Raw genomic sequence first — 19,540 nt, 5'->3', positions numbered from 1 at the left:
TCGCGATCAAGGCGAGCTGCTGGCGATCACGCCCAAATCAGTGAAACAGCGCCGCGGTTTTGAGGAGCGTCGTCCAGACGCCCCAGGCGAGGGGGACGCCGACGGCCGCCCAGGCGAGAACCAGCAGCGGCGATCCGCCCTTTGCGCCGGGCGGCGCGCGCGCGGCGATCGGCGGAGCGGCGTCGGGCGCAGCCGGCTCCAATCCCTCTTCGACAAAATCCTCGAAGTCAGCGTGAATATCGTCCTCTTCCTCGACGACTTCGGCGACCGTGACGTGCTTTTGCGCCGCGACCTCTTCGTCGCTCATGTAAAATTTCTCGGCGCAGGGCCGCACCAGCAGATTGCAGACGAGACCGCAGAGCAGCAGGCCCGCGAGCACAAACATCGTCTGATTATAGGCGGCTTCGCGCGGGACGCCGACGCTCAGCTGATATTCGCGGATGTAGTTGACGAGCACGGGGCCGAGCACGCCGGCCGTCGACCAGGCGGTCAGCAGCCGGCCATGGATGGCGCCGACATGATGGGTGCCGAAGATGTCGGCGAGATAGGCGGGGATCGTCGCGAAGCCGCCGCCATACATGGTGATGATCACTGCAAAGAGCAGGACGAAGAGGCCGACCATCGCCCCGCTCGCGGCGAAGGGGATCGCCGAATACAGCGCAATGCCGACGACGAAGAAGATCGCGTAAGTGAGCTTGCGGCCGAATTTATCGGACGCCGAGGCCCAGCCGATGCGCCCGCCGATGTTGCACAGGCTCAAGAGGCCGGTGAAGCCCGCCGCGATCGCCGCGATCTGCTTTTTCTGATCGGCGTCGAGCTGATCGAAACCGATGTCGAGGCCGATCAGCCTGCCGCCGAAGACTTCCTGCAGCATCGGCGAGGCCATGCCCAGAACGCCGATGCCGGCCGACACATTGAGACAGAGCACGGCCCAGAGCAGCCAGAATTGCGGCGTCTTCCATGCGACGTCGAGATGCACATGACGATGCGTCACCATGGCGTTCCTGGCCGCCGCGGGCGGCGCAAAACCTTCGGGCGCCCAGCCTTCGGGCGGCACCCGATAGCTGAGCGCGCCGGCGACCATGAAGGCGAAATAGATCGCCGCGAGCGTCACGAAGGTCTGCCAGACGCCTGGCGAACTCGGCGTGGCGTAGAAGCCCATCAGCCGGTCCGCGAGCGGCGCGCCGATCATCGCGCCGCCGCCAAAGCCCATGATGGCGAGACCGGTCGCGAGGCCCCGCCGGTCGGGAAACCATTTGATGAGCGTCGAGACGGGCGAGATATATCCGAGCCCCAAGCCGATGCCGCCGATCACGCCGGAGCCGATCCACAACAAAAAGATCTGATGCAGATAGACCCCGAGCGCCGAGATGAGCAGGCCGCCACACCAGCAGCAGGCCGCCGCGAGTCCGGCCTTGCGCGGTCCGGCCGTCTCCAACCAATGGCCGAAGACCGCCGCCGAGGAGCCGAGCAGGACGAAGAAGAGCGTGAAGGTCCACCCCAGCCAGCTGACCTTCCAGTCGCAGTCGGTGGCGACGAGCGTCGCGAAAAACCCCAGCGTTTCCGGACAGACCTTCGGCTGCGCGCCGCCGATGACGCGCGACAGCGGCAGCCAGAAAACGGAAAAGCCATAGGCCATGCCGATGCACAGATGAATGGCCAGCGCCGCCGGCGGCGCGAGCCAGCGATTGAAGGCGGGGGACGCGACGGTTCGAGCCCGGCTGAAGAAATCCGGGCGGGCGATGGCGTCGGCGGACATGAAGGCTCCTGCGGCGATGTTGCGGCGCAATATTGCGCAAGCGCTGTGCGCGGCACAAGCCCGCGTGTAACCCTCTCCCTAAGGGAGAGGGGACGCCGAAGCCGGCCAGGTGAGGGGTTGCAACGCTGATTGGCGAGCGTGGCGTCAAGCCAGCTAACTATCGACTTGGATACACCTTGCCCGGCTGCTCCGCAGCCGCCCTCTCCCCGTGGGAGAGGGTGATCTCGCACCCTAAACCGCCGCCTTCTCGATGATGTGGGCGAGGTCGGTCATGATGGCGTTGAGGTCGTAGTTTTTCGGCGTGTAGACCGCCGCGACGCCGGCGTCGCGCAGGAGCTTCTCGTCGGCCGGCGGGATGATGCCGCCGACGACCAGCGGCGCGTCGACGCCTTCCTGCTTCATCAGCTTGATCACCTCATGGGCGAGCGTGACATGCGAGCCTGAAAGAATGGAGAGGCCGATGCAATGCGCGCCTTCCTTCTTCGCCGCCTCGACGAGTTCGGCCGGCGTCGAGCGGATGCCGGCGTAGATCACGTCGAAGCCGGCGTCGCGGGCGCGCACCGCGATCTGCTCGGCGCCGTTGGAATGGCCGTCGAGGCCCGGCTTGCCGACCAGGAATTTCGCCCGCTTGCCGAGCTTTTGCGACACGCGCTCGACCTCGCCGCGCACCGCGTCGAGCGCGCCGCCGACCTGGCGCGCCGTCGAAGAGACGCCCGTCGGCGCGCGATATTCCCCAAACACGCCGCGTAAAACATTGCCCCATTCGCCGGTGGTGACGCCCGCCTTCGCCGCGGCGATGGACGGCTCGACCATATTGCGGCCTTCTTTCGCCGCGCGGGCCAGCTCTTCGATGGCTTCCTGCGCGGCCTTCTGGTCGCGGCTTTCGCGCCAGGCCTTCAGCCGCGAAATCTGCTCGGCTTCGACATGTTCCGGCACGACCATGATCTGGTCGTCGCCCGAGGCGAGCGGCGAGGGCTCGCCGCCGGTGAATTTGTTGACGCCGACGACGATCTGCTCGCCGGCCTCGATCGACTCGAGGCGCGCGGTGTTGGCCTCGACGAGCTTGCCCTTCATATAGCCGATTTCGACCGCCGCCGCGGCGCCGCCGAGCTCTTGGATCTTCTTGAGTTCGGCTTTCGCCTCGGCCTTCAGTTCGGCGACCTTGCGGGCGATCTCGGGATTGCCGTCGAAAATGTCGCCATATTCGAGCAGATCCGTCTCATAGGCCATGATCTGCTGCATGCGCAGCGACCATTGCTGGTCGAAGGGCCGGGGCAGGCCGAGCGCCTCGTTCCAGGCCGGAAGCTGCACGGCGCGGGCGCGGGCGTTCTTGGAGAGAACGACGGCCAGCATCTCGATCAATATGCGATAGACGTTGTTTTCCGGCTGCTGCTCGGTCAGGCCGAGCGAATTGACCTGCACGCCATAGCGGAAGCGGCGAAGCTTTTCGTCCTTCACCCCATAGCGCTCGCGCGTGATCTCCTCCCAAAGCTCGGCGAAGGCGCGCATTTTGCACAGTTCGGTGACGAAGCGCATGCCGGCGTTAACGAAGAAGGAGATGCGGCCGACGACCTGAGCGAAGTCTTCCTCAGGCATTCCCGCGGCTTTCACGCCGTCTAGAATGGCGACGGCGGTCGCGAGCGCATAGGCCAATTCCTGCGACGGCGTCGCGCCCGCCTCCTGCAGATGGTAGGAGCAGACGTTGATCGGATTGAACTTCGGGCATTCCTTCGTGGTGAAGAGAATGAGGTCCTGAGTGAGCCGCAGCGATTGCGCAGGCGGAAACACATAGGAGCCGCGCGAGAGATATTCCTTGATGATGTCGTTTTGCGTCGTGCCCTGCAGTTTGCCGCGCGGCGCGCCTTGCTCTTCCGCGGCGGCGATATAGAGCGCCATCAGCCACACGGCGGTGGCGTTGATGGTCATCGAGGTGTTCATCTCGCCGAGCGGGATGCCGTGAAAGAGCGTGCGCATATCGCCCAGATGCGAGACCGGCACGCCCACCTTGCCGACCTCGCCGCGCGAGAGGATATGGTCGCTGTCGTAGCCGGTTTGCGTCGGCAGATCGAAGGCGATGGAGAGACCGGTCTGGCCCTTGGCGAGATTGGAGCGATAGAGCTTGTTGGACTCGCTGGCCGTCGAATGGCCGGCGTAGGTGCGAAACATCCAGGGCTTATCGCGGCCAGCGTTCCGGCTCTTCTCAGCGGACATGTCGTTCACTTTTATGGCTCCTCCAGCCGTTGCTAGCATGGGGTGGGCGTCGGCGAAAGACGGCAGGCGCAGCAGCCAAACCGGCCTTGCCTTTCGCGCGCTCAAATTGCGCCGCTTCGGCGTCGTACCGCGCGATCTTGGGACGATCACGCTCATCGAGCGGCTTGCGCGAGGGCGGCCTTTATGCTGGACTTCGGGATATTTTTAGAAACTTTGGGACGAGCCCGATGTTGATGCCCCAACCATCGCATTGCGAAGTCGTGGAGGCCGGTTCGCCCGCCGCCGTTAAATCTCCGGGGGCCGGGCGGTGGGAGACGGCGGTGCGTTATGGCGAGCCTGACGCGTGGGGCCGAAGGCGTGAGCATCTCTTCTACGCTGCAGTCAAACAAGGCGGGGCGTTGGTCGCCGTCGTCTGGATTGCGCTGCGGCCGACGGGCTGGGTCGAGTGGTCCGGTTTTACATTGTTTTACGTGCTGAACGTGCTCGGCATGTCGCTCGGCTATCACCGCTATTTTACCCACAAGGCCTTCGAGACGTCGACGCCAATGCGATATGCGCTGGGCATATTGGCTCAATGCGGCGTCTACGGCTCGCTTAAGCGTTGGTGCGCCGATCACCGTCGGCATCACCTATTGGCCGATAGACCGGGCGACGTTCACAGCCCGTATTTCGACGATTACGGCCGTCCGCTATCCGGGCTGGAAGGAATTAAACATGCTCATCTCGGCTGGGCGTACGGCGAGGCGACAACCAATATGGACATGTTCGGCCGAGGCATCGTCGGCGACCCGGTGATCGAATGGTGTCATCGCACGCGTTATGTCTGGTTCGCCGTCTCGGTTGTCGTTATTCCAGCTTTGTGGGGATTGGCGCTCGGCGGATTCGACGCTGTTGCCGGATCGGTGATGGTCGCCGGATTCCTGCGTGTGGCTTTGGCGCTGCATGCGATCGCGGCGGTCAACAGTCTTGGGCATCGCTTCGGCTACCAAAATTTCAAAGGGCAAGACGAGTCGCGCAACAACCTGCTGCTCGGCTACCTGACGCTCGGCGAAGGCTGGCACAACAATCACCACGCCTATCCGCGGGCGGCCACGACGAAAATTCGCCCTTTCGAAATTGACCCAACAGGGTTCCTGGTGCTGGCGTTGGAACGAATGGGCCTTGTGTGGAATGTCCAGCATCTAGACGCTTCACTCAACGTGAAATGATCAGCAACGGTCTGCCTGCTTCATAGATACACCCTGCCGATCCAATAGAATTTTCGCGCTATGAAGCGCGGCGCCGGCCTATTATAAGCTCCGCCTGAACTTTAATCGCCGCAAGAGCAGGGGCGGAGGAGCGAAACCTTGACCGATAAAAAAGACCTTTACGAGATGGGCGAAATTCCGCCGCTGGGGCATGTGCCGAAGAACATGTACGCCTGGGCGATCCGTAAGGAGCGGCACGGTCCGCCGGAAACCGCCATGCAGCTCGAGGTCTTGCCGACCTGGGAGCTCGACAGTCACGACGTGCTCGTTCTGGTGATGGCGGCCGGGGTCAATTACAACGGCGTCTGGGCCTCGCTGGGCGAGCCGGTGTCGACCCTCGACGTTCACAAGAATCCCTATCACGTGGCCGGCTCCGACGCTTCGGGCGTCGTCTGGGCGGTCGGCTCCAAGGTGAAGCGCTGGAAGGTCGGCGACGAGGTCATCATTCACTGCAACCAGGACGACGGGGACGACGAGGAGTGCAACGGCGGCGATCCGATGTTCTCGCCCTCGCAGCGCATCTGGGGCTATGAGACGCCGGACGGCTCCTTCGCCCAGTTTTGCCGCGTGCAGGACCGCCAGCTGATGGAGCGCCCCAAGCACCTCACCTGGGAAGAGGCGGCCTGCTACACCTTAACGCTCGCCACCGCCTATCGCATGCTCTTCGGCCATGCGCCGCATCAGCTGAAGCCCGGCGACAATGTGCTGGTGTGGGGCGCCTCGGGCGGGCTCGGCGTCTTCGCCGTGCAGCTCTGCGCCGCCTCGGGCGCCAACGCCATCGGCGTCATCTCGGACGAGAGCAAGCGCGACTATGTGCTCTCGCTCGGCGCCAAGGGCGTCATCAACCGCAAGGACTTCAAATGCTGGGGGCAGTTGCCGAAGGTCAACACGCCCGAGTTCAATGAATGGACCAAGAACGCCCGCGCCTTCGGCAAGGCGATCTGGGACATCACCGGCAAGAAGGACGTCGACATCGTCTTCGAACATCCGGGCGAAGCGACCTTCCCGGTCTCCTGCCTCGTGGTGAAGCGCGGCGGCATGGTGGTGTTCTGCGCCGGCACGACGGGCTTCAACCTCACCTTCGACGCCCGCTATGTGTGGATGCGCCAGAAGCGCATCCAGGGGTCGCATTTCGCGCATTTGAAGCAGGCGTCGGCCGCCAATCGGTTCGTCCTGGATCGGCGCGTCGACCCCTGCATGTCGGAAGTCTTCCCGTGGGAGAAGATTCCGCTCGCCCACACCAAGATGTGGAAGAACGAACATGCGCCCGGCAATATGGCGGTGCTGGTGATGGCGCCCAAGCCCGGTCTGCGCACGGTCGAGGATGTGACGGAAGCCTATGAGAAGAAGTAGGCGCTTCGGCGGTCGATGAGCTACTCGACCTCGATGATCGCCATCAGCCCGCCGCCGCCTTTCGTCTCGGCGTTGTCATTGCTGGTGTGATGGGGGATGTGGCAATGGATCAGCCACTTTCCCCGCTCCTGCGCCCGCCAGATCACGTCGTAGCGCTGCCCTGGGCCGACATTGACCGTGTCGGCGAGATAGCGCGCGCTCCTGGCGAGCGTCTCGCCGTCGCGCGCCACGACTTCAAACGGGCCGCCGTGAATATGCATCGGATGAATGAAGCCGTTGTTGGTGCCGATGAAGCGCACTTTGAGCGTTTCGCCGCGCTTCATGCGGATCGTCTCGGTTGACGGATAGGATTTGCCGTTGATGGTGAAATAATTCGGCTGCATGCCGTCCATCGGCATCGCCGGAAACGTCAGGCCGTCGCGCCAGAGCCATTCCTGAAGCTGAATGACATAGTCGTGATCGGCGGCGTCCTCGGCGGGCGCCGCGGGATCGATGATCAGCGCGCCGTAGAGGCCCAGAGCCTGCGTGCGGTCCGGCTCGGCGTGGGGATGGTAGAAATAGGTTCCGTGCTGCTTCGCGGTGAATTCGTAATCGAAGACTCCGCCCGGCGGAATCGGCGCCTGGGTGATGTCGCTCGCGCCGTCCATGGCGTTGGGAAGAATGAGCCCGTGCCAGTGGACGGTCGTGCCCTCGGGTAAATCATTACGCACCCTGATGCGTATGCGGTCGCCTTCGCGAATATGGATGCGGGGTCCCGGTATCTGACCGTTGTAGGCATAGGCGTCGACGGCCACATCGGGCAGGATGCGCCAGCGGATGACGGACGCGGCGAGTTCAAAGACCTTGACGCCGGCGTCCATGGTAAAGGGCAGCTCCCGATCGCCGCGCGCGTCGATAGGAAAACTCGCGCGCACGCGCCGAGAATCCGCGAAGCTCATCTCGCGCATCGCGTCGGCGGTCGTGTCCCGATACATGAGCATTCCCGGCGGCATGATGAGCCCGCCCACCTCATGCGCGGAAAGCCGCATGTTCACCCAATTGGCGGGCGCGAGCATGCCGGTGGCGAGAAGGACGAGCGACGTCAGGCTGAAAGCGGCGATCTGGGCGCTCGTCGCCTCTGGCGTCGCATGCATATGCTTCGGGGCCGCGCCGGAGTCGGCGCGCGATCCATTCTCGGGATGCGTCGCGGCGCCCTCGCTGATGCCGGAATGTTCGCCGTGATGGTGATGCTGGTGACTCGCCGCATCCGATCGCACGTGCTCAGTCGCCTGACGTTCGCCGGGTTTCTCAAAGGGAACGCCTCGCTTTCGCTCGGTCATGAGCCCGTGCTTCAAACCCTGCGCGACCATCCAGACATTTGACGGATAGGCTGTGGCGAAGCCCGCCATCACGCCAAGCGACATCACGCCCCAGAAGATGAGTTCGGTCGGAACCATGGCGCGCATGTCATGGCCCATCATCAGGAAGCTCATGACCGGGGCCATGCCGGCCATCATGAAATTCATGCTGATGAATTCAGGAAAAAAGCTGCGCCGCACATTCTCCCAATAGGAGCCGCCCATCATTTCCTTCATGAACAGCGACTGAAAAATGAAGAGGCCGAAGGCGAAACCCGCGAGATATTCGACGATGAGATCGAGCCACATCGGCAGACCCATCCAGGCGACGATGACGGCGGCCAGAATGATGCCTGTCGCGTCGCCGGCGACGCAATGGATCGTCGAGCCGACGCCCTGCTTCCACAGCGGCCGCACGAATTGCTCATGCGCCTCGGGCCGCGGCTCCTTGTCGGCGATGACATAAAGCAGAAGGCCGAAAGGTCCCGTATAGAGCGTGACGAGAATGAACCCCCATTTCATCACGACCGGTTCGGGATTCTTGTAGCCGTCGATGGCGACGTAGAGCGTGCAGGCGGCGGTCACCGCAAACCATGCGGCAAGAAAATAGTCGATCGGCAAGAGGAGGAGCGAATGCATATCGTCTTCTCTCGATCATCGGCTGACGGACATGCGCCGCCTATTCGATCCATTCTTGGTAGAATTGATCTCGATGCAAGACGAGGCGGGAGACGGCGGCGTGGCGCGCTTGACCGCCCCCGCGCAAAGATGCAGTCTCGACGCAGAGATCATACTCGACAGGCGCGGGGCCACGCGCGCCGAGTCGGGGGGCTGTAAGGCGGAGCGGCGATGCTCGAAGCGCGCAATCTCACCAAGCGTTACGACGGCGCCGACGCGCCGGCGCTCGATCGTTTGAATTTGACCGTGCCGGCGGGCGAAGTGTTTTGCCTGCTGGGTCCGAACGGCGCCGGCAAGACGACGACCGTCAATCTCTTCCTGAATTTTATCGAACCCACTGCAGGTCAGGCGCTCGTCTGCGGAATCGACTCCGCCCTCGATCCCTCGGCGGCGCGCGCGCGTCTCGCCTATATTCCCGAACAGGTGATGCTCTATGGGGCGCTCACCGGCATCGAGAATCTGCAATATTTCACCGAAATCTCCGGCGCCGAGGCGCCGCGCGAGACGCTGCTCTCGCTGCTCGCCGCCGCCGGTCTGCCGAGCGACGCCTTTCAGCGTCCCGTGCGCTTCTATTCCAAGGGCATGCGCCAGAAGGTCGGCGTCGCCATCGCGCTCGCAAGGCGCGCGCAGGCGCTGGTGCTCGACGAGCCGACCTCCGGCCTCGATCCGCTCGCGGCCAATGAATTCGCCGCGCTCATCGAGCGGCTGCGCAAGGAGGGCATGGCGGTCCTCATGGTCACGCACGACCTCTTCCTCGCCAAGCAATGCGGCACCAAGATCGGCATCATGGCGCAGGGGCGTCTCGCATCGGTCTTCGGCGCTGACGACGTCGATCATCTCGGGCTGGAGCGCGCCTATCTCGATCTCTTCGCGAGCGCGGCGGCGTGAGCGATCTCGCTCTCGCCCCGCTCGCCACGACCGCGCCGGCGAAGAGCCGCTGGCGCGTCGTGCGCGCCGTCGCCGGCAAGGAATGGCTGGAGCTGTTCCGCGACCGGCGCCTCGTCTGGCTCTGCGCCTTCGTCGTGGCGCTGATGCTCGCCGCGCTCGCCTTCGGCTATGTCGAGAACGCCCGCATCCTGCGCGAGCGCGACGCCGCGGCGCAAGCCGATCGCGAACTCTGGGTAGGACAGAGCGCCAAGAATCCGCACGCCGCCGCGCATTTCGGCCAATACGCCTTCAAGCCGTTGAGCCCGCTGGCGCTCGCCGATCCCGGCGTCGACGCCTATGTCGGCTCGGCGGTGTGGCTCGAGGCGCATAAGCAGAACGAGACCCAGTTCAAACAGGCGCGCGACGGCGGCGTCGGCGCGCGGCTCGGTTCGCTCTCGCTCGCCTTCATCCTGCAGACGATCGCGCCGCTCATCGTCATTCTGATGGGCTTCGCAAGTTTCTCGGGCGAGCGCGAAAGCGGCACGCTGAAACAGCTGCTCAGCGTCGGCGCGCGGCCGCGCGACATTCTCGCCGGCAAGGCGATGGCTTTGATCGGCGCCATCTTCGCGCTGCTCGCGCCGGCCTTCGTCGGCGCGGCGCTGGCCCTCTTGTTTTTCGTCGATCGCGAGCGCCTGTCGCTTGCCGATCAATTCATACGGCTCGCCGCGCTCGGCGGCGCCTACGCCGCCTATCTCGCCGGCTTCGCTTTCCTCGCGCTCGGCGTTTCGGCGCTCGCCAGAAATTCTCGCGCCGCGCTCGTGACGCTGCTCGCCTTCTGGCTCGCCAATTCCTTCCTCGCGCCGCGGCTTGCGACGGACGCCGCCCGCGCCTTCGCGCCGACGCCGACCTCGCAGGCGTTTCGCGCGGCCATCGCGAAGGACAAAGCGCAGACCTTCGGTCATGACGAAAGCCATCCCGCCTTCCTCGCCTTTCGTGACGAGACGCTGAAGAAATACGGCGTTTCGCGTATCGAGGATCTGCCGGTGAGCTTCCGCGGCCTGACGCTGCGCAAGGACGACGAAAACGGCTATGCGATCTTCGACCGCCATTTCGGCGCGCTGCAATCGGCCTTCGACCGGCAGGACGCGCTGCGCGCTGCGCCCGGCTTTCTGTTTCCGCTTCTCGCGCTGCGGCCGATCTCGATGGCTTTCGCCGGCGTCGACAGCCGCAGCCAATTCGATTTCGCCACGGCCGCCGAGGCGCATCGGCGCGATATCCAAAATCAGGTCAGCGACAACATGATCCATTTCGCCCACGACAATCATTACGTCGCCGGGCCGGAGCTGTGGCGAAAGATCTCCTCCTTCGCCTATCGGGCGCCCGGCGCGGCCTTCGCGCTCGACCACAGCATCCTTCCGATCGTTGGTCTTCTAGGCTGGCTCGCACTGGCTGGCGCTTTCGCGCTCTTCGCGGCGCGGCGTCTGCGCCCGGTATGAGCGCGCCCATGTCTTCGGCTTTCCTCGCAGGCTTGCGCTTCGAGGCGCGCATGATGCGCCGCGACCGCGCCATCTGGTTCGCGCTCATCGCTTTGGCGGGCGTCGCGCTCTTCGCCCTCGCCATGGGCGCCTCGCGCGTCGCCGCGCAGCAGGCGGCGATCGCCGCCGCCCGCGCCGACGAGACGCAGCGCATCGCAAACCTTGAGAAGACTCTTGCGCAAATGCAGCAGGCCGACGCGTCCGGAAAGCCCGCGCCGGAGCCGCCGCCCTATCGCGATCCGCGCAACGCCGCCTTCATGGGCGGCGGGCCCGCCGCCACGGTGGCCGCACTCGCCCCCGCGCCCCTGGCGCTCGTCGCGACGGGGCAAAGCGACCTTCTGCCGCCCGCGATCCGGGTGACGACGGGCTCGAAGGACAGTTTTCTCTTCGCCGACGAGATCGACAATCCCGCCAATCTGATGTCGGGCGCGACCGATCTCGCCTTCGTCGTGGTCTTCGTCTATCCGCTCGTCATTCTGGCGATGGCCTTCAATCTGCTCGCCGGCGAACGCGAGCAGGGGACCTTGGCGATGACGCTCGCCTCGGCCCGCCGGCCCAGCGCCGCGCTCGCCGGCAAGCTCGCCGCGCGAATCGCCGCGCCGATCGCCGCGATGCTGCTGGCAGTCGCGGCGGGCGTCTGGATATTCGCCGGCTGGGAGCGGCTCGCTTCGCCGGGCTTCGCCGCATTGCTCATTGGGGTGCTGCTCTATGGACTCTTCTGGGCGGCGCTCGCGGCCGCGGTCGACGGGCTCGGCCGCGGCTCGGCCTTCAACGCGCTGACCCTGATCGGAGCCTGGGTGGCGATCACCATGATTCTGCCGGCCGCGATCAACAGTATCGCCGCCTTCGCGCATCCGGCGCCGTCGCGCATCGATATGGTCCTTGCGGCGCGCGCCGCCTCGACCGACGCCGATCGCGCCCGCGACGCCTCGCTCGCGCGCTACGCCGACGAACATGGCGGCGGCGCCAAGCCTGCGGGCGGCCCACAGGAGATGACGCTGCGGCGTCTGGCGACGCAGGAGGCGGCGTTTCAGCGGGTCGAAGCGATCGTCGCCGAACATGACGCGCAGCTCGCCCGCCAGCGCGACATGGCGGACAGGCTCGGCTATCTCTCGCCTGCCTATCTGATCTATGCTGCGATGGCCGACATCGCCGGCTCCGGGGAGGCGCGCTATCGCGCCTTTCTCGACCGCATTCGCGACTTCCATGTAGACTGGCGCGCGTTCTTCCTGTCCCGCGCCAAGGCCGGCGCGTCGCTGACGGCGCAGGACTACGGGGCCATGCCGAAATTTACGCAGGCGGACGAGGAACTGATGGCGCGCGCCCCGACCGGACTTGCCGGCCCGCTCATCGGCGTCGCGCTGCCGATGCTGATTCTCGCTGTTTTCGCTTGGCGGGGCTTCCGCCGCTGCCGGATTTGACGGGCGCGGCGCGCTTTTTTTTTGCGTCGGTTTTTCGCGCAGGTTCGCAGGCCGATCGGGTGAAGGGCTTCCTCATCCTGAGGAGCGTGCGCAGCACGCGTCTCGAAGGACGAGGAAGCCCGATTTCGCATAGTTTTCCTCACCCTCGTCCTTCGAGACGGCCTCTTCGAGGCCACCTCAGGATGAGGGTGAGGAACAATATTCGCCAGATCCGCCTGCGCAGGTTCGTCTGCGTCATTGAAGCGAATATCTTCGGGACGCAGGAGGCCCTGCGATGTTTCACGATCCGGATTTCATGCCCTTTGCGCCCAATGAGCGCCCGTCCTGGCGCTCCGCCAAGCGCAATTTTCTCGAAAACTGGCCGCCCGCCGCCTATCGCGAAACCTATTTCACGCTTGACGGCTTCTGGCCGTTCGTCGGGCGCACGCATTATCTCGCTGATCCCGAACTCATCGAAGACATGCTGATCACGCGCGCGGAGAGTTTTACGCGCGACTTCATCACAATCGGCGCGCTGTCGTCGGTCATCAACCGCGACGCGCTGTTCTTTGTCGAAGGCGCGGACTGGAAATGGCAGCGGCGCGCGCTCGCGCCCGCCTTCCGACACGACAATCTTCTGGCGCTCACGCCGACATTCGTCGATTGCGCCAAAGCCCAGGCGGAGGTTTTGCGCGCCTCGCCTCACGCTACGCCAGTCGACGTGATGAACGCCACGTCGAACGTCACTCTCGCGGTCATCGAGAAAGCCGTGCTTGGCGTCACGGGCGCCTTCGATCGCGGCAAATTTGTCGCCGCCTTGCAGGAGAGTTTCGCCGCCATCTCCTGGCAGCGAATCTTCATCCTGCTTCGACTGCCGACACGGCTGCCGTTTCCCGGTTCGTCGAAAATCAATCGCGACATGCGCTACCTCTACGACGAGACCGCGCGCCTCCTCGCGGCGCGGCGCGCGTCAGGCGGGCGAACGCAGGCGATCATCGATCGGCTGCTTGCCGCCAAGGACCCCGAAAGCGGCCGGTCGATGACCGACGCCGAACTCATCGCCAATCTCTATGGCTTTCTGGTCGCTGGGCATGAAACATCGGCCGTCGCGCTCGGCTGGAGCCTGTGGCTGCTGGCCAAGGATCAGGCGTCGCAGGAACGCGTGCGGGAAGAAGCGCGCGCGATCGCCGGCGACGCCGACATCAGCGACGATACGATCGAAAAACTGCAATTTACAAAGCAGGTGATACAGGAATCGATGCGCCTCTTTCCGCCGGCCGCCGCGATTGGGCGACAGCCGCGCGAAGACATGATGCTTGGCCCGCATAAAATCTCGAAGAACGAGCCGGTCTATGCGGCGCTCTGGGCGCTGCATCGTCACGAGAAACTCTGGGACGCGCCCAACGCTTTCGACCCCGACCGCTTCGCGCCGGACAAAGCCAAGACGCGCCATCGCTGCGCTTACATGCCGTTTGGCGCCGGCCCGCGCATCTGCATCGGCATGGGGTTCGCGATGCTGGAGATGGTCGCGATCCTTGCGACGCTCGTTCGGGAATTTCGCTTCACGCCGGTCGACGGCCACCGCCTCGAACTGGCGCCCGATTTCACGACGCGCGCGAAGGGCGGCCTGCCGCTACATGTCCGGCCGCTGTAAGGGCGCTGCTGCACCATCGGGCAGCGGCTTGATAAAGCGCGGCCAGCAGTGTCCTCAGTTTGAATTTCGGCTTGGGACCCATCGCAGTCGGCTGCCGAGTGGATAATGAATGGCTATATATGACCGAAGTGGACGTATTGTGGCCGACGCCTTAGTGGGGATGGCGCGTCTCCATCGAGAACTTCGGACAAGGTTGATTGCTATTTTAGCGCATCATAAACTGCCGCCAATAGGATAAATAGAAATATACTTCCTATAATTAGTTCAAAACCTATTGAGTAAACTTCTGGAGCCGAATCGCGAACGGGATCGAGAGCCACATCAACAGTCTCTCCTATTTTCCACATTCTATATGTTGCGCCTGTCCCTGACTCAAATATTTTCTTCTCTCCATCAAGACCCACATATTCGATGTTTGGGCACCACATTCTGCCATCATCGGTGTATACAGGTCGAAAATCGACAACGGTTCCCTTTACCATTACGGACCGTCGAAAATATACCCATCGCTTAAGTATGGGGAGGGCAATTATGCACAACACAAAAATAACGATAAAATCCTTCATGTAACATCCCTAAACATGGCCGGTTTTCAGGCAGAATATGCTCCTGTCTTGAGTTTACAAGAAGCGCAAGCGGCGATGATCCCTTCCTGGTGCAAAGCGGTCGCCAGCGCGATGGTTCGCTTTTGGCGGCGCTAAGTGGCCGTCCCGCCCGCCAATCAAGAGTTTCAGTTTTTCACCCCAACGCCGAAATTCAAATTGAAAGCGCTATTCCCCGCCGGCGCGGTTGCGTCTCAGGCCAAATGTCGGCATGTAGGCCGCAAACACCTCCCCCTTGATGGGGGAGGTCGATCGCCGGAGGCGATCGGGTGGGGGTGGCGGCCCGGATTGCTCGGCTGTATCACCCCACCCCGAACCGCTGACGCGGTTCGACCCTCCCCCAGCCAAAGTCGGCTGTTGCCGACTTTGGCCAATTTAAAATGCGCAAACCGGGAACACCCGGTTTGCGAGGGGAGTGTGAAGGTCCCGCCCCTTTGGGGCTCTTAATTTCGGAAAGCAAAATGACCGCAGCCGTCGCGACGAAACTTGAAGCCGCCGATTGGACGAGTGACGCGAAAGAGGCGCTCGCCGCCGTCGAGGCGCTCTACAAGGACGCGCTCGCGAGCGTGCGCGCCCGCGTCACCAAGGACGGCAAGCTTTCCAGCGAGCTGATCGAGGCCGACCAGCACGCCGCGCACGGGCTCGCCTGGCTCGCGACCTATATCCAGGGCCTGCGCGAACTCGTCGACTACGCCGAGCGCCTCTCCGGTGAGGGCGCCTATGGCGAGACCGAAGAGCTTTTGAACCGGATCGGCTTCGCCGAATTCCTCGCGCAAGTTTACGGCGGCATTCCGATGAGCCAGGGCGAGATCGTCCGGCTCAGCGATTTCGGGCTCACGGGCCAGCAGATCGCGGCCCGGCGTCCCGCTTGCGTCGACCGGTTGATCCTTACCGGCAACACGCCGGCGAACCGCGCCCGCCTCGCCGAACTCATCGACCATCACGCCGCGGCCGAGACCATCGGCGCCTCCGGCCTCGACGAGACGCTGGAGGCGATCCGCAGCGAGATGCGCAAATTCGCGGCCGACACTGTCGTCCCCCATGCGCATGAATGGCATTTGAAGAACGATTACATTCCGCTCGAGGTGATTTCCGGCCTCGCCGAACTCGGCGTCTTCGGCCTGACGATTCCGGAAGAATTCGGCGGCTCCGGCATGGGCAAGATCGCCATGTGCGTCGTCTCCGAGGAATTGTCGCGCGCCTATATCGGGGTCGGCTCGCTCGGCACGCGCTCTGAGATCGCCGGCGAACTCATTCTCGTCGGCGGCACGCCGGCGCAGAAGGAGAAATATCTCCCCAAGATCGCAAGCGGCGAGATCCTGCCGACCGCCGTCTTCACCGAGCCCAACAATGGCTCCGATCTCGCCGGGCTGCGCACCCGCGCGACGCTGGAAGGCGGCGCCTATAAGGTCTTTGGCAACAAGACCTGGATCACCCATCCGGTGCGCGCCGATCTGATGACGCTGCTCGTGCGCACCAATCCGAATGAGAAGGGCTACAAGGGCCTCTCCATGCTGCTCGCGGAAAAGCCGCGCGGAACCGACAGCGATCCTTTCCCCGCCAAGGGGATGACCGGCGGCGAGATCGAAGTGCTCGGCTATCGCGGCATGAAGGAGTTCGAGATCGGCTTCGACAATTTCGAAGTGCCGGCGGAAAACCTTCTCGGCGGCGAGGAAGGCAAGGGCTTCAAGCAGCTCATGGAGACCTTCGAGTCGGCGCGCATCCAGACGGCGGCGCGGGCGCTCGGCGTCGCCCAATGCGCCCTCGACCTCGGCCTGAAATACGCCAAGGAGCGCATTCAGTTCGGCAAGCCGCTGTTCTCCTTCCCGCGCGTCTTCAACAAGATCGTCTCGATGGCGGTCGAGATTCACGTCGCCCGCCAGATCACCTATTTCGCCGCGCGCGAGAAGGACGCGGGCAAGCGCTGCGATCTCGAGGCCGGCATGGCTAAGCTCCTGGGCGCGCGCGTCGCCTGGGCCGCGGCCGACAACGCCCTGCAGATACACGGCGGCAACGGCTTCGCGCTCGAATATCCGGTCTCGCGCGTGCTCTGCGACGCCCGCATCCTCAATATTTTCGAGGGCGCGGCGGAGATTCAGGCGCAGGTCATCGCGCGACGGCTGCTGGAGGGGTGAGCGGGCTAGCGCCGCATAGCGCGTGGGTGGCCGGGAAAAGCCCGGCCGTGACCGTAAAGGCCGCCATGAACGCGGGACGACTGAATCAAGAAGCGCAACTCCTCCGCGTCATGCCCGCGCTTGTCGCGGGCATCCACGCGCGCTCATTCGCCGCCGTCTCAGACTGAAGCTTTGCATCGCGCTGCGTGAGCGCTCTGGAATAAACCGGCGGCGGCGCGCATAATGCCGCCATGCGCGAGACAGATCTCTTCACATCCAGAATCGAGCCCGACCCCCTCTACGCGGGGCGGTTCCGCTGGACCGTCTGCGAGGGGTCACAGATTCATCTGCGGTCCCCGCATTCCTACGCGACCAGGCGCGAGGCCGAGCAGGAAGCGGACAAGGCGCTGCAAAAACTCGCGTCCACATGGACGGGCAAGCGCTGACAAGCCATCGCGCCGCCGCGCGCTCGACGAATGGGCAAAGCGCCTGTTCGGCATCGCCTCGGGCGAAATCGAAGTCCTTAGGCGGCGCGGCGCATCTGGTTTCACCGCCTTTCTCGCAGGCGCCCGGCGCCTTACCTTCCGCTCATGAGCAAGCGCGTCTATCGCCTCGTTGACGGCTCGCGCGGGCCGCGGCGGGATTTTCGCATCACCGTCGGGCTCCGCGAGGGCTGGGAGGCCGAGGGCCGCGTCTATGACGTCTCCGAGGCGGTGCGCTGCGCGCGCGCCTGGATGCGCCGCCGCGTCGAAACGGGCCAGCCCGCGCTCTCCGGCATGTTCACCCGCGGCGAGGTCACCTACGCCTGGCCCAGGGACGACGGCACGGTCGGCTCCGACCGCGAGCCGGTCGCGATCTTCACCGGCGAAGCCGTGCACGCCTATCTCGGCGGCCTTCCCGACGCGCAGATCGAGGCGATGCTGAACGAACTCGCCGGCGAACTCGGGGCGGCGCTCGGGCAGGAGCGCCTCTATGTCGCCTTCTGCGACAAGACCTGGATTCTCGATTGCGGCGAGGAATAGACGCGACCCTCCCGCGGGCCGCCGCCCTATTCTAAGAGCGACGCTCTCAAGGGGAGGCCCTCATGCTCACGCTCTACTATCACACAGGCGCGTGTTCGCTCGCGCCGCATATCGCGCTCGAATGGATTGGCGCGCCCTACGAGACCAAGGCGGTCGAGTTCGGCGACAAGGACTATTTGAAGATCAATCCCGCGGGCGCAGTGCCGGCGCTCGACACCGGCGAAGGCTGGATTCTGACCCAGGCCGCGGCCGTGCTGCGCTATCTCGCCGGCCGCTTCCCGCGCTCGGGGATCGCCCCCGACGGTTCGCCGCGCGACGAGGCCGAGGCCGACCGCTGGGCATCCTTTATCACCGGCGATCTCCACCCGGCCTTTTTCCCGCTGTTCCTGCCCGACCGCTATACGCGCGCCCGGGAGAAAGAAGAGTTCGACAATGTGCGCGAGGCCGCCAAGGCGCTGATCCGCAAGAAGTTCGGCATTCTCGACGCGCATCTGTCGGGTCGCCGCTACATGGTCGGCGACAGGCGCAGCTATGTCGACGCCTACGTCTTTCCGATGGAGCGCTGGGCCGCGGCGATGCTTGAGGACGGTCTGTCCAAATACCCCAATGTTCAGAAGCACCACGACATGATGGCGGCGGACGAGGGGGTTAAGCGCGCGCTGGCGGCGGAAGGGGCCTGACAAACTTTTCCGACGACCTCTCGCGAGCTTGACCGCGACGATCGTCGCGATAAGCGTGAACTGCCGCCAAGCTTGGGAGAGGCTCATGGCTCGATTTGACGGTAAGGTCGCGCTCGTGACCGGCGCGGCGAGAGGCCTCGGGCGGGTGACGGCGCTGGCCTTCGCGCGCGAGGGGGCGAGGGTCGCGATCGCCGACCTCGACGAGGCTGGCGGGCGCGAGACTCTCGATATGATCCGCGCCGAAGGCGGCGAGGGGCTCTTTACGCGCGCCGATATGCGGATCGAGCGGGACGTCGAAGCCATGGTCGCGAAGACGGTCGAAGCCTACGGTCGCCTGGACTGCGCGGTGAACAACGCCGGCGTCGTGCGCTTCAAGCCCATCGCCGAGGAGACGGAGGAGGGCTTCAACTTCCACATCGACGTCAATCTGCGCGGCGTGTTCTTCTGCATGAAGCACGAAATCCGGCAGATGCGCCAGAACGGCGGCGGCGCCATCGTCAACCAGTCGTCGATCACCGGCAGCCTCACCGGCAATCCGGCCGAAGGCGCCTATGCCGCCTCCAAGGGCGGCGTCGACGGCTTGACCAAGACGGTCGCGCTCGAGGTCGCCAAGGACAATATCAGCGTCAACGCCATTTGCGCCTGCGGCATCGACGCCCCCGGCGACGTCTTCCATCAATGGATGGAGAAGGAGCACATCAGCCCTGAGCAGGCCGGGAAGCTGTTTCCCATCGGACGCATGGGCAAGGCCGAGGAGCTGACGGAGGCCGTGCTGTTCCTGTGCTCCGAGCAGGCGCGCTTCATCGTCGGCCACCTCCTCGTCGTCGACGGCGGATGGATCGCCCGCTGAAGTTTCGCGCTCCGCCCTTGATTCTCCGCCGCGCCTCCCGTAACGTCGCCCGTGAACAAAGGGGCGGAACGCGTAAATGAACGCAATTCTCGTATTTGAAGCGCCGGGGACGGAGCAGGGCTAGGCCCGGCCTTCCGCCAATGGCGCTTGACCCAAGGCCCCAAGAGGGCCTTTTTTGTTGCCCGAAGACGAAAAGCATCCTAGTCGCCCGCCGCGAGAAGCAAGACGGAA

At 64.4% G+C, this 19,540-nt stretch carries 15 protein-coding genes; 11 read left to right on the top strand and 4 right to left on the bottom strand.

Going from position 1 to position 19,540, the window contains the following annotated elements:
* Window positions 1-37 precede the first annotated feature (37 nt).
* Together BN69_RS09760 and BN69_RS09755 are read right to left on the bottom strand one after the other, a co-directional pair.
* Window positions 38-1,759, bottom strand: coding sequence for an OFA family MFS transporter (locus BN69_RS09760; RefSeq protein WP_014891431.1), 1,722 nt, complete (start codon window positions 1,757-1,759; stop codon window positions 38-40).
* Between the two features lie 231 nt (window positions 1,760-1,990).
* Entirely contained in the window at window positions 1,991-3,970 is a 1,980-nt protein-coding gene (locus BN69_RS09755; RefSeq protein ID WP_014891430.1) for a protein meaA, read from the bottom strand.
* Between the two features lie 227 nt (window positions 3,971-4,197).
* On the opposite strand from BN69_RS09755, the gene BN69_RS09750 reads away from it, so the two are divergent.
* Together BN69_RS09750 and ccrA are read left to right on the top strand one after the other, a co-directional pair.
* On the top strand, window positions 4,198-5,178 hold the full coding sequence (locus BN69_RS09750) for an acyl-CoA desaturase (RefSeq protein ID WP_014891429.1): 981 nt from the start codon (window positions 4,198-4,200) through the stop codon (window positions 5,176-5,178).
* A 138-nt stretch (window positions 5,179-5,316) separates the two neighbouring features.
* Window positions 5,317-6,570: a crotonyl-CoA carboxylase/reductase gene (ccrA, locus tag BN69_RS09745; protein WP_041926913.1), complete on the top strand. Its 1,254-nt coding sequence runs from the start codon at window positions 5,317-5,319 to the stop codon at window positions 6,568-6,570.
* Window positions 6,571-6,590: 20 nt separating this feature from the next.
* On the opposite strand, the gene BN69_RS09740 is transcribed toward ccrA, so the two are convergent.
* The gene (locus BN69_RS09740; protein WP_014891427.1) at window positions 6,591-8,546 is read right to left on the bottom strand and encodes a multicopper oxidase domain-containing protein; all 1,956 of its coding nucleotides are present in this window, start codon (window positions 8,544-8,546) and stop codon (window positions 6,591-6,593) included.
* Between the two features lie 210 nt (window positions 8,547-8,756).
* On the opposite strand from BN69_RS09740, the gene BN69_RS09735 reads away from it, so the two are divergent.
* The 4 genes from BN69_RS09735 (at window position 8,757) to BN69_RS09720 (ending at window position 14,041) form a co-directional block, all read left to right on the top strand.
* Entirely contained in the window at window positions 8,757-9,473 is a 717-nt protein-coding gene (locus BN69_RS09735) for an ABC transporter ATP-binding protein (protein WP_014891426.1), read from the top strand.
* Complete coding sequence (locus tag BN69_RS09730; RefSeq protein WP_014891425.1) at window positions 9,470-10,948, top strand: DUF3526 domain-containing protein; 1,479 nt, start codon at window positions 9,470-9,472, stop codon at window positions 10,946-10,948. The genes BN69_RS09735 and BN69_RS09730 overlap by 4 nt, the downstream gene beginning before the upstream one ends.
* An 8-nt stretch (window positions 10,949-10,956) precedes the next feature.
* Entirely contained in the window at window positions 10,957-12,408 is a 1,452-nt protein-coding gene (locus tag BN69_RS09725) for a DUF3526 domain-containing protein (RefSeq protein ID WP_244434908.1), read from the top strand.
* Window positions 12,409-12,682: 274 nt separating this feature from the next.
* Window positions 12,683-14,041, top strand: coding sequence for a cytochrome P450 (locus tag BN69_RS09720; protein ID WP_014891423.1), 1,359 nt, complete (start codon window positions 12,683-12,685; stop codon window positions 14,039-14,041).
* Window positions 14,042-14,241: 200 nt separating this feature from the next.
* On the opposite strand, the gene BN69_RS19195 is transcribed toward BN69_RS09720, so the two are convergent.
* Window positions 14,242-14,607 (bottom strand): DUF3592 domain-containing protein, encoded by a 366-nt coding sequence (locus tag BN69_RS19195; protein ID WP_148277081.1) that lies wholly within the window; start codon window positions 14,605-14,607, stop codon window positions 14,242-14,244.
* A gap of 497 nt (window positions 14,608-15,104) precedes the next feature.
* Here BN69_RS19195 and BN69_RS09715 point away from each other — a divergent pair, with 497 nt between their 5' ends.
* From BN69_RS09715 to BN69_RS09695, 5 genes are all read left to right on the top strand, one after another.
* A complete protein-coding gene (locus BN69_RS09715; RefSeq protein WP_014891422.1) occupies window positions 15,105-16,778 on the top strand; it encodes an acyl-CoA dehydrogenase family protein in 1,674 nt (557 codons plus the stop codon).
* Window positions 16,779-17,008: 230 nt separating this feature from the next.
* Entirely contained in the window at window positions 17,009-17,203 is a 195-nt protein-coding gene (locus BN69_RS09710) for a hypothetical protein (RefSeq protein ID WP_041926912.1), read from the top strand.
* Window positions 17,204-17,347: 144 nt separating this feature from the next.
* A complete protein-coding gene (locus BN69_RS09705; RefSeq protein ID WP_014891420.1) occupies window positions 17,348-17,779 on the top strand; it encodes a hypothetical protein in 432 nt (143 codons plus the stop codon).
* A 62-nt stretch (window positions 17,780-17,841) separates the two neighbouring features.
* Complete coding sequence (locus BN69_RS09700; RefSeq protein ID WP_014891419.1) at window positions 17,842-18,459, top strand: glutathione S-transferase family protein; 618 nt, start codon at window positions 17,842-17,844, stop codon at window positions 18,457-18,459.
* An 85-nt stretch (window positions 18,460-18,544) separates the two neighbouring features.
* Complete coding sequence (locus BN69_RS09695; RefSeq protein ID WP_014891418.1) at window positions 18,545-19,309, top strand: glucose 1-dehydrogenase; 765 nt, start codon at window positions 18,545-18,547, stop codon at window positions 19,307-19,309.
* Window positions 19,310-19,540 lie beyond the last annotated feature (231 nt).

It is taken from the genome of Methylocystis sp. SC2 (genome assembly GCF_000304315.1).
In the GTDB taxonomy this organism is placed as follows: Bacteria; Pseudomonadota; Alphaproteobacteria; order Rhizobiales; family Beijerinckiaceae; genus Methylocystis.
This window is presented reverse-complemented; position numbering and strand designations above follow the sequence as displayed.

Bases quoted from the DNA above. Each gene is read 5' to 3' on its own strand.
- BN69_RS09720 (WP_014891423.1), top strand. From the start codon at position 12,683: ATGTTTCACGATCCGGATTTCATGCCCTTTGCGCCCAATGAGCGCCCG.
- BN69_RS09710 (WP_041926912.1), top strand. From the start codon at position 17,009: ATGCGCGAGACAGATCTCTTCACATCCAGAATCGAGCCCGACCCCCTC.
- BN69_RS09735 (WP_014891426.1), top strand. From the start codon at position 8,757: ATGCTCGAAGCGCGCAATCTCACCAAGCGTTACGACGGCGCCGACGCG.
- BN69_RS19195 (WP_148277081.1), bottom strand. From the start codon at position 14,607: ATGAAGGATTTTATCGTTATTTTTGTGTTGTGCATAATTGCCCTCCCC.
- BN69_RS09700 (WP_014891419.1), top strand. From the start codon at position 17,842: ATGCTCACGCTCTACTATCACACAGGCGCGTGTTCGCTCGCGCCGCAT.
- BN69_RS09715 (WP_014891422.1), top strand. From the start codon at position 15,105: ATGACCGCAGCCGTCGCGACGAAACTTGAAGCCGCCGATTGGACGAGT.
- BN69_RS09750 (WP_014891429.1), top strand. From the start codon at position 4,198: ATGTTGATGCCCCAACCATCGCATTGCGAAGTCGTGGAGGCCGGTTCG.
- BN69_RS09755 (WP_014891430.1), bottom strand. From the start codon at position 3,970: ATGTCCGCTGAGAAGAGCCGGAACGCTGGCCGCGATAAGCCCTGGATG.
- BN69_RS09740 (WP_014891427.1), bottom strand. From the start codon at position 8,546: ATGCATTCGCTCCTCCTCTTGCCGATCGACTATTTTCTTGCCGCATGG.
- BN69_RS09725 (WP_244434908.1), top strand. From the start codon at position 10,957: ATGTCTTCGGCTTTCCTCGCAGGCTTGCGCTTCGAGGCGCGCATGATG.
- BN69_RS09760 (WP_014891431.1), bottom strand. From the start codon at position 1,759: ATGTCCGCCGACGCCATCGCCCGCCCGGATTTCTTCAGCCGGGCTCGA.
- BN69_RS09695 (WP_014891418.1), top strand. From the start codon at position 18,545: ATGGCTCGATTTGACGGTAAGGTCGCGCTCGTGACCGGCGCGGCGAGA.
- BN69_RS09705 (WP_014891420.1), top strand. From the start codon at position 17,348: ATGAGCAAGCGCGTCTATCGCCTCGTTGACGGCTCGCGCGGGCCGCGG.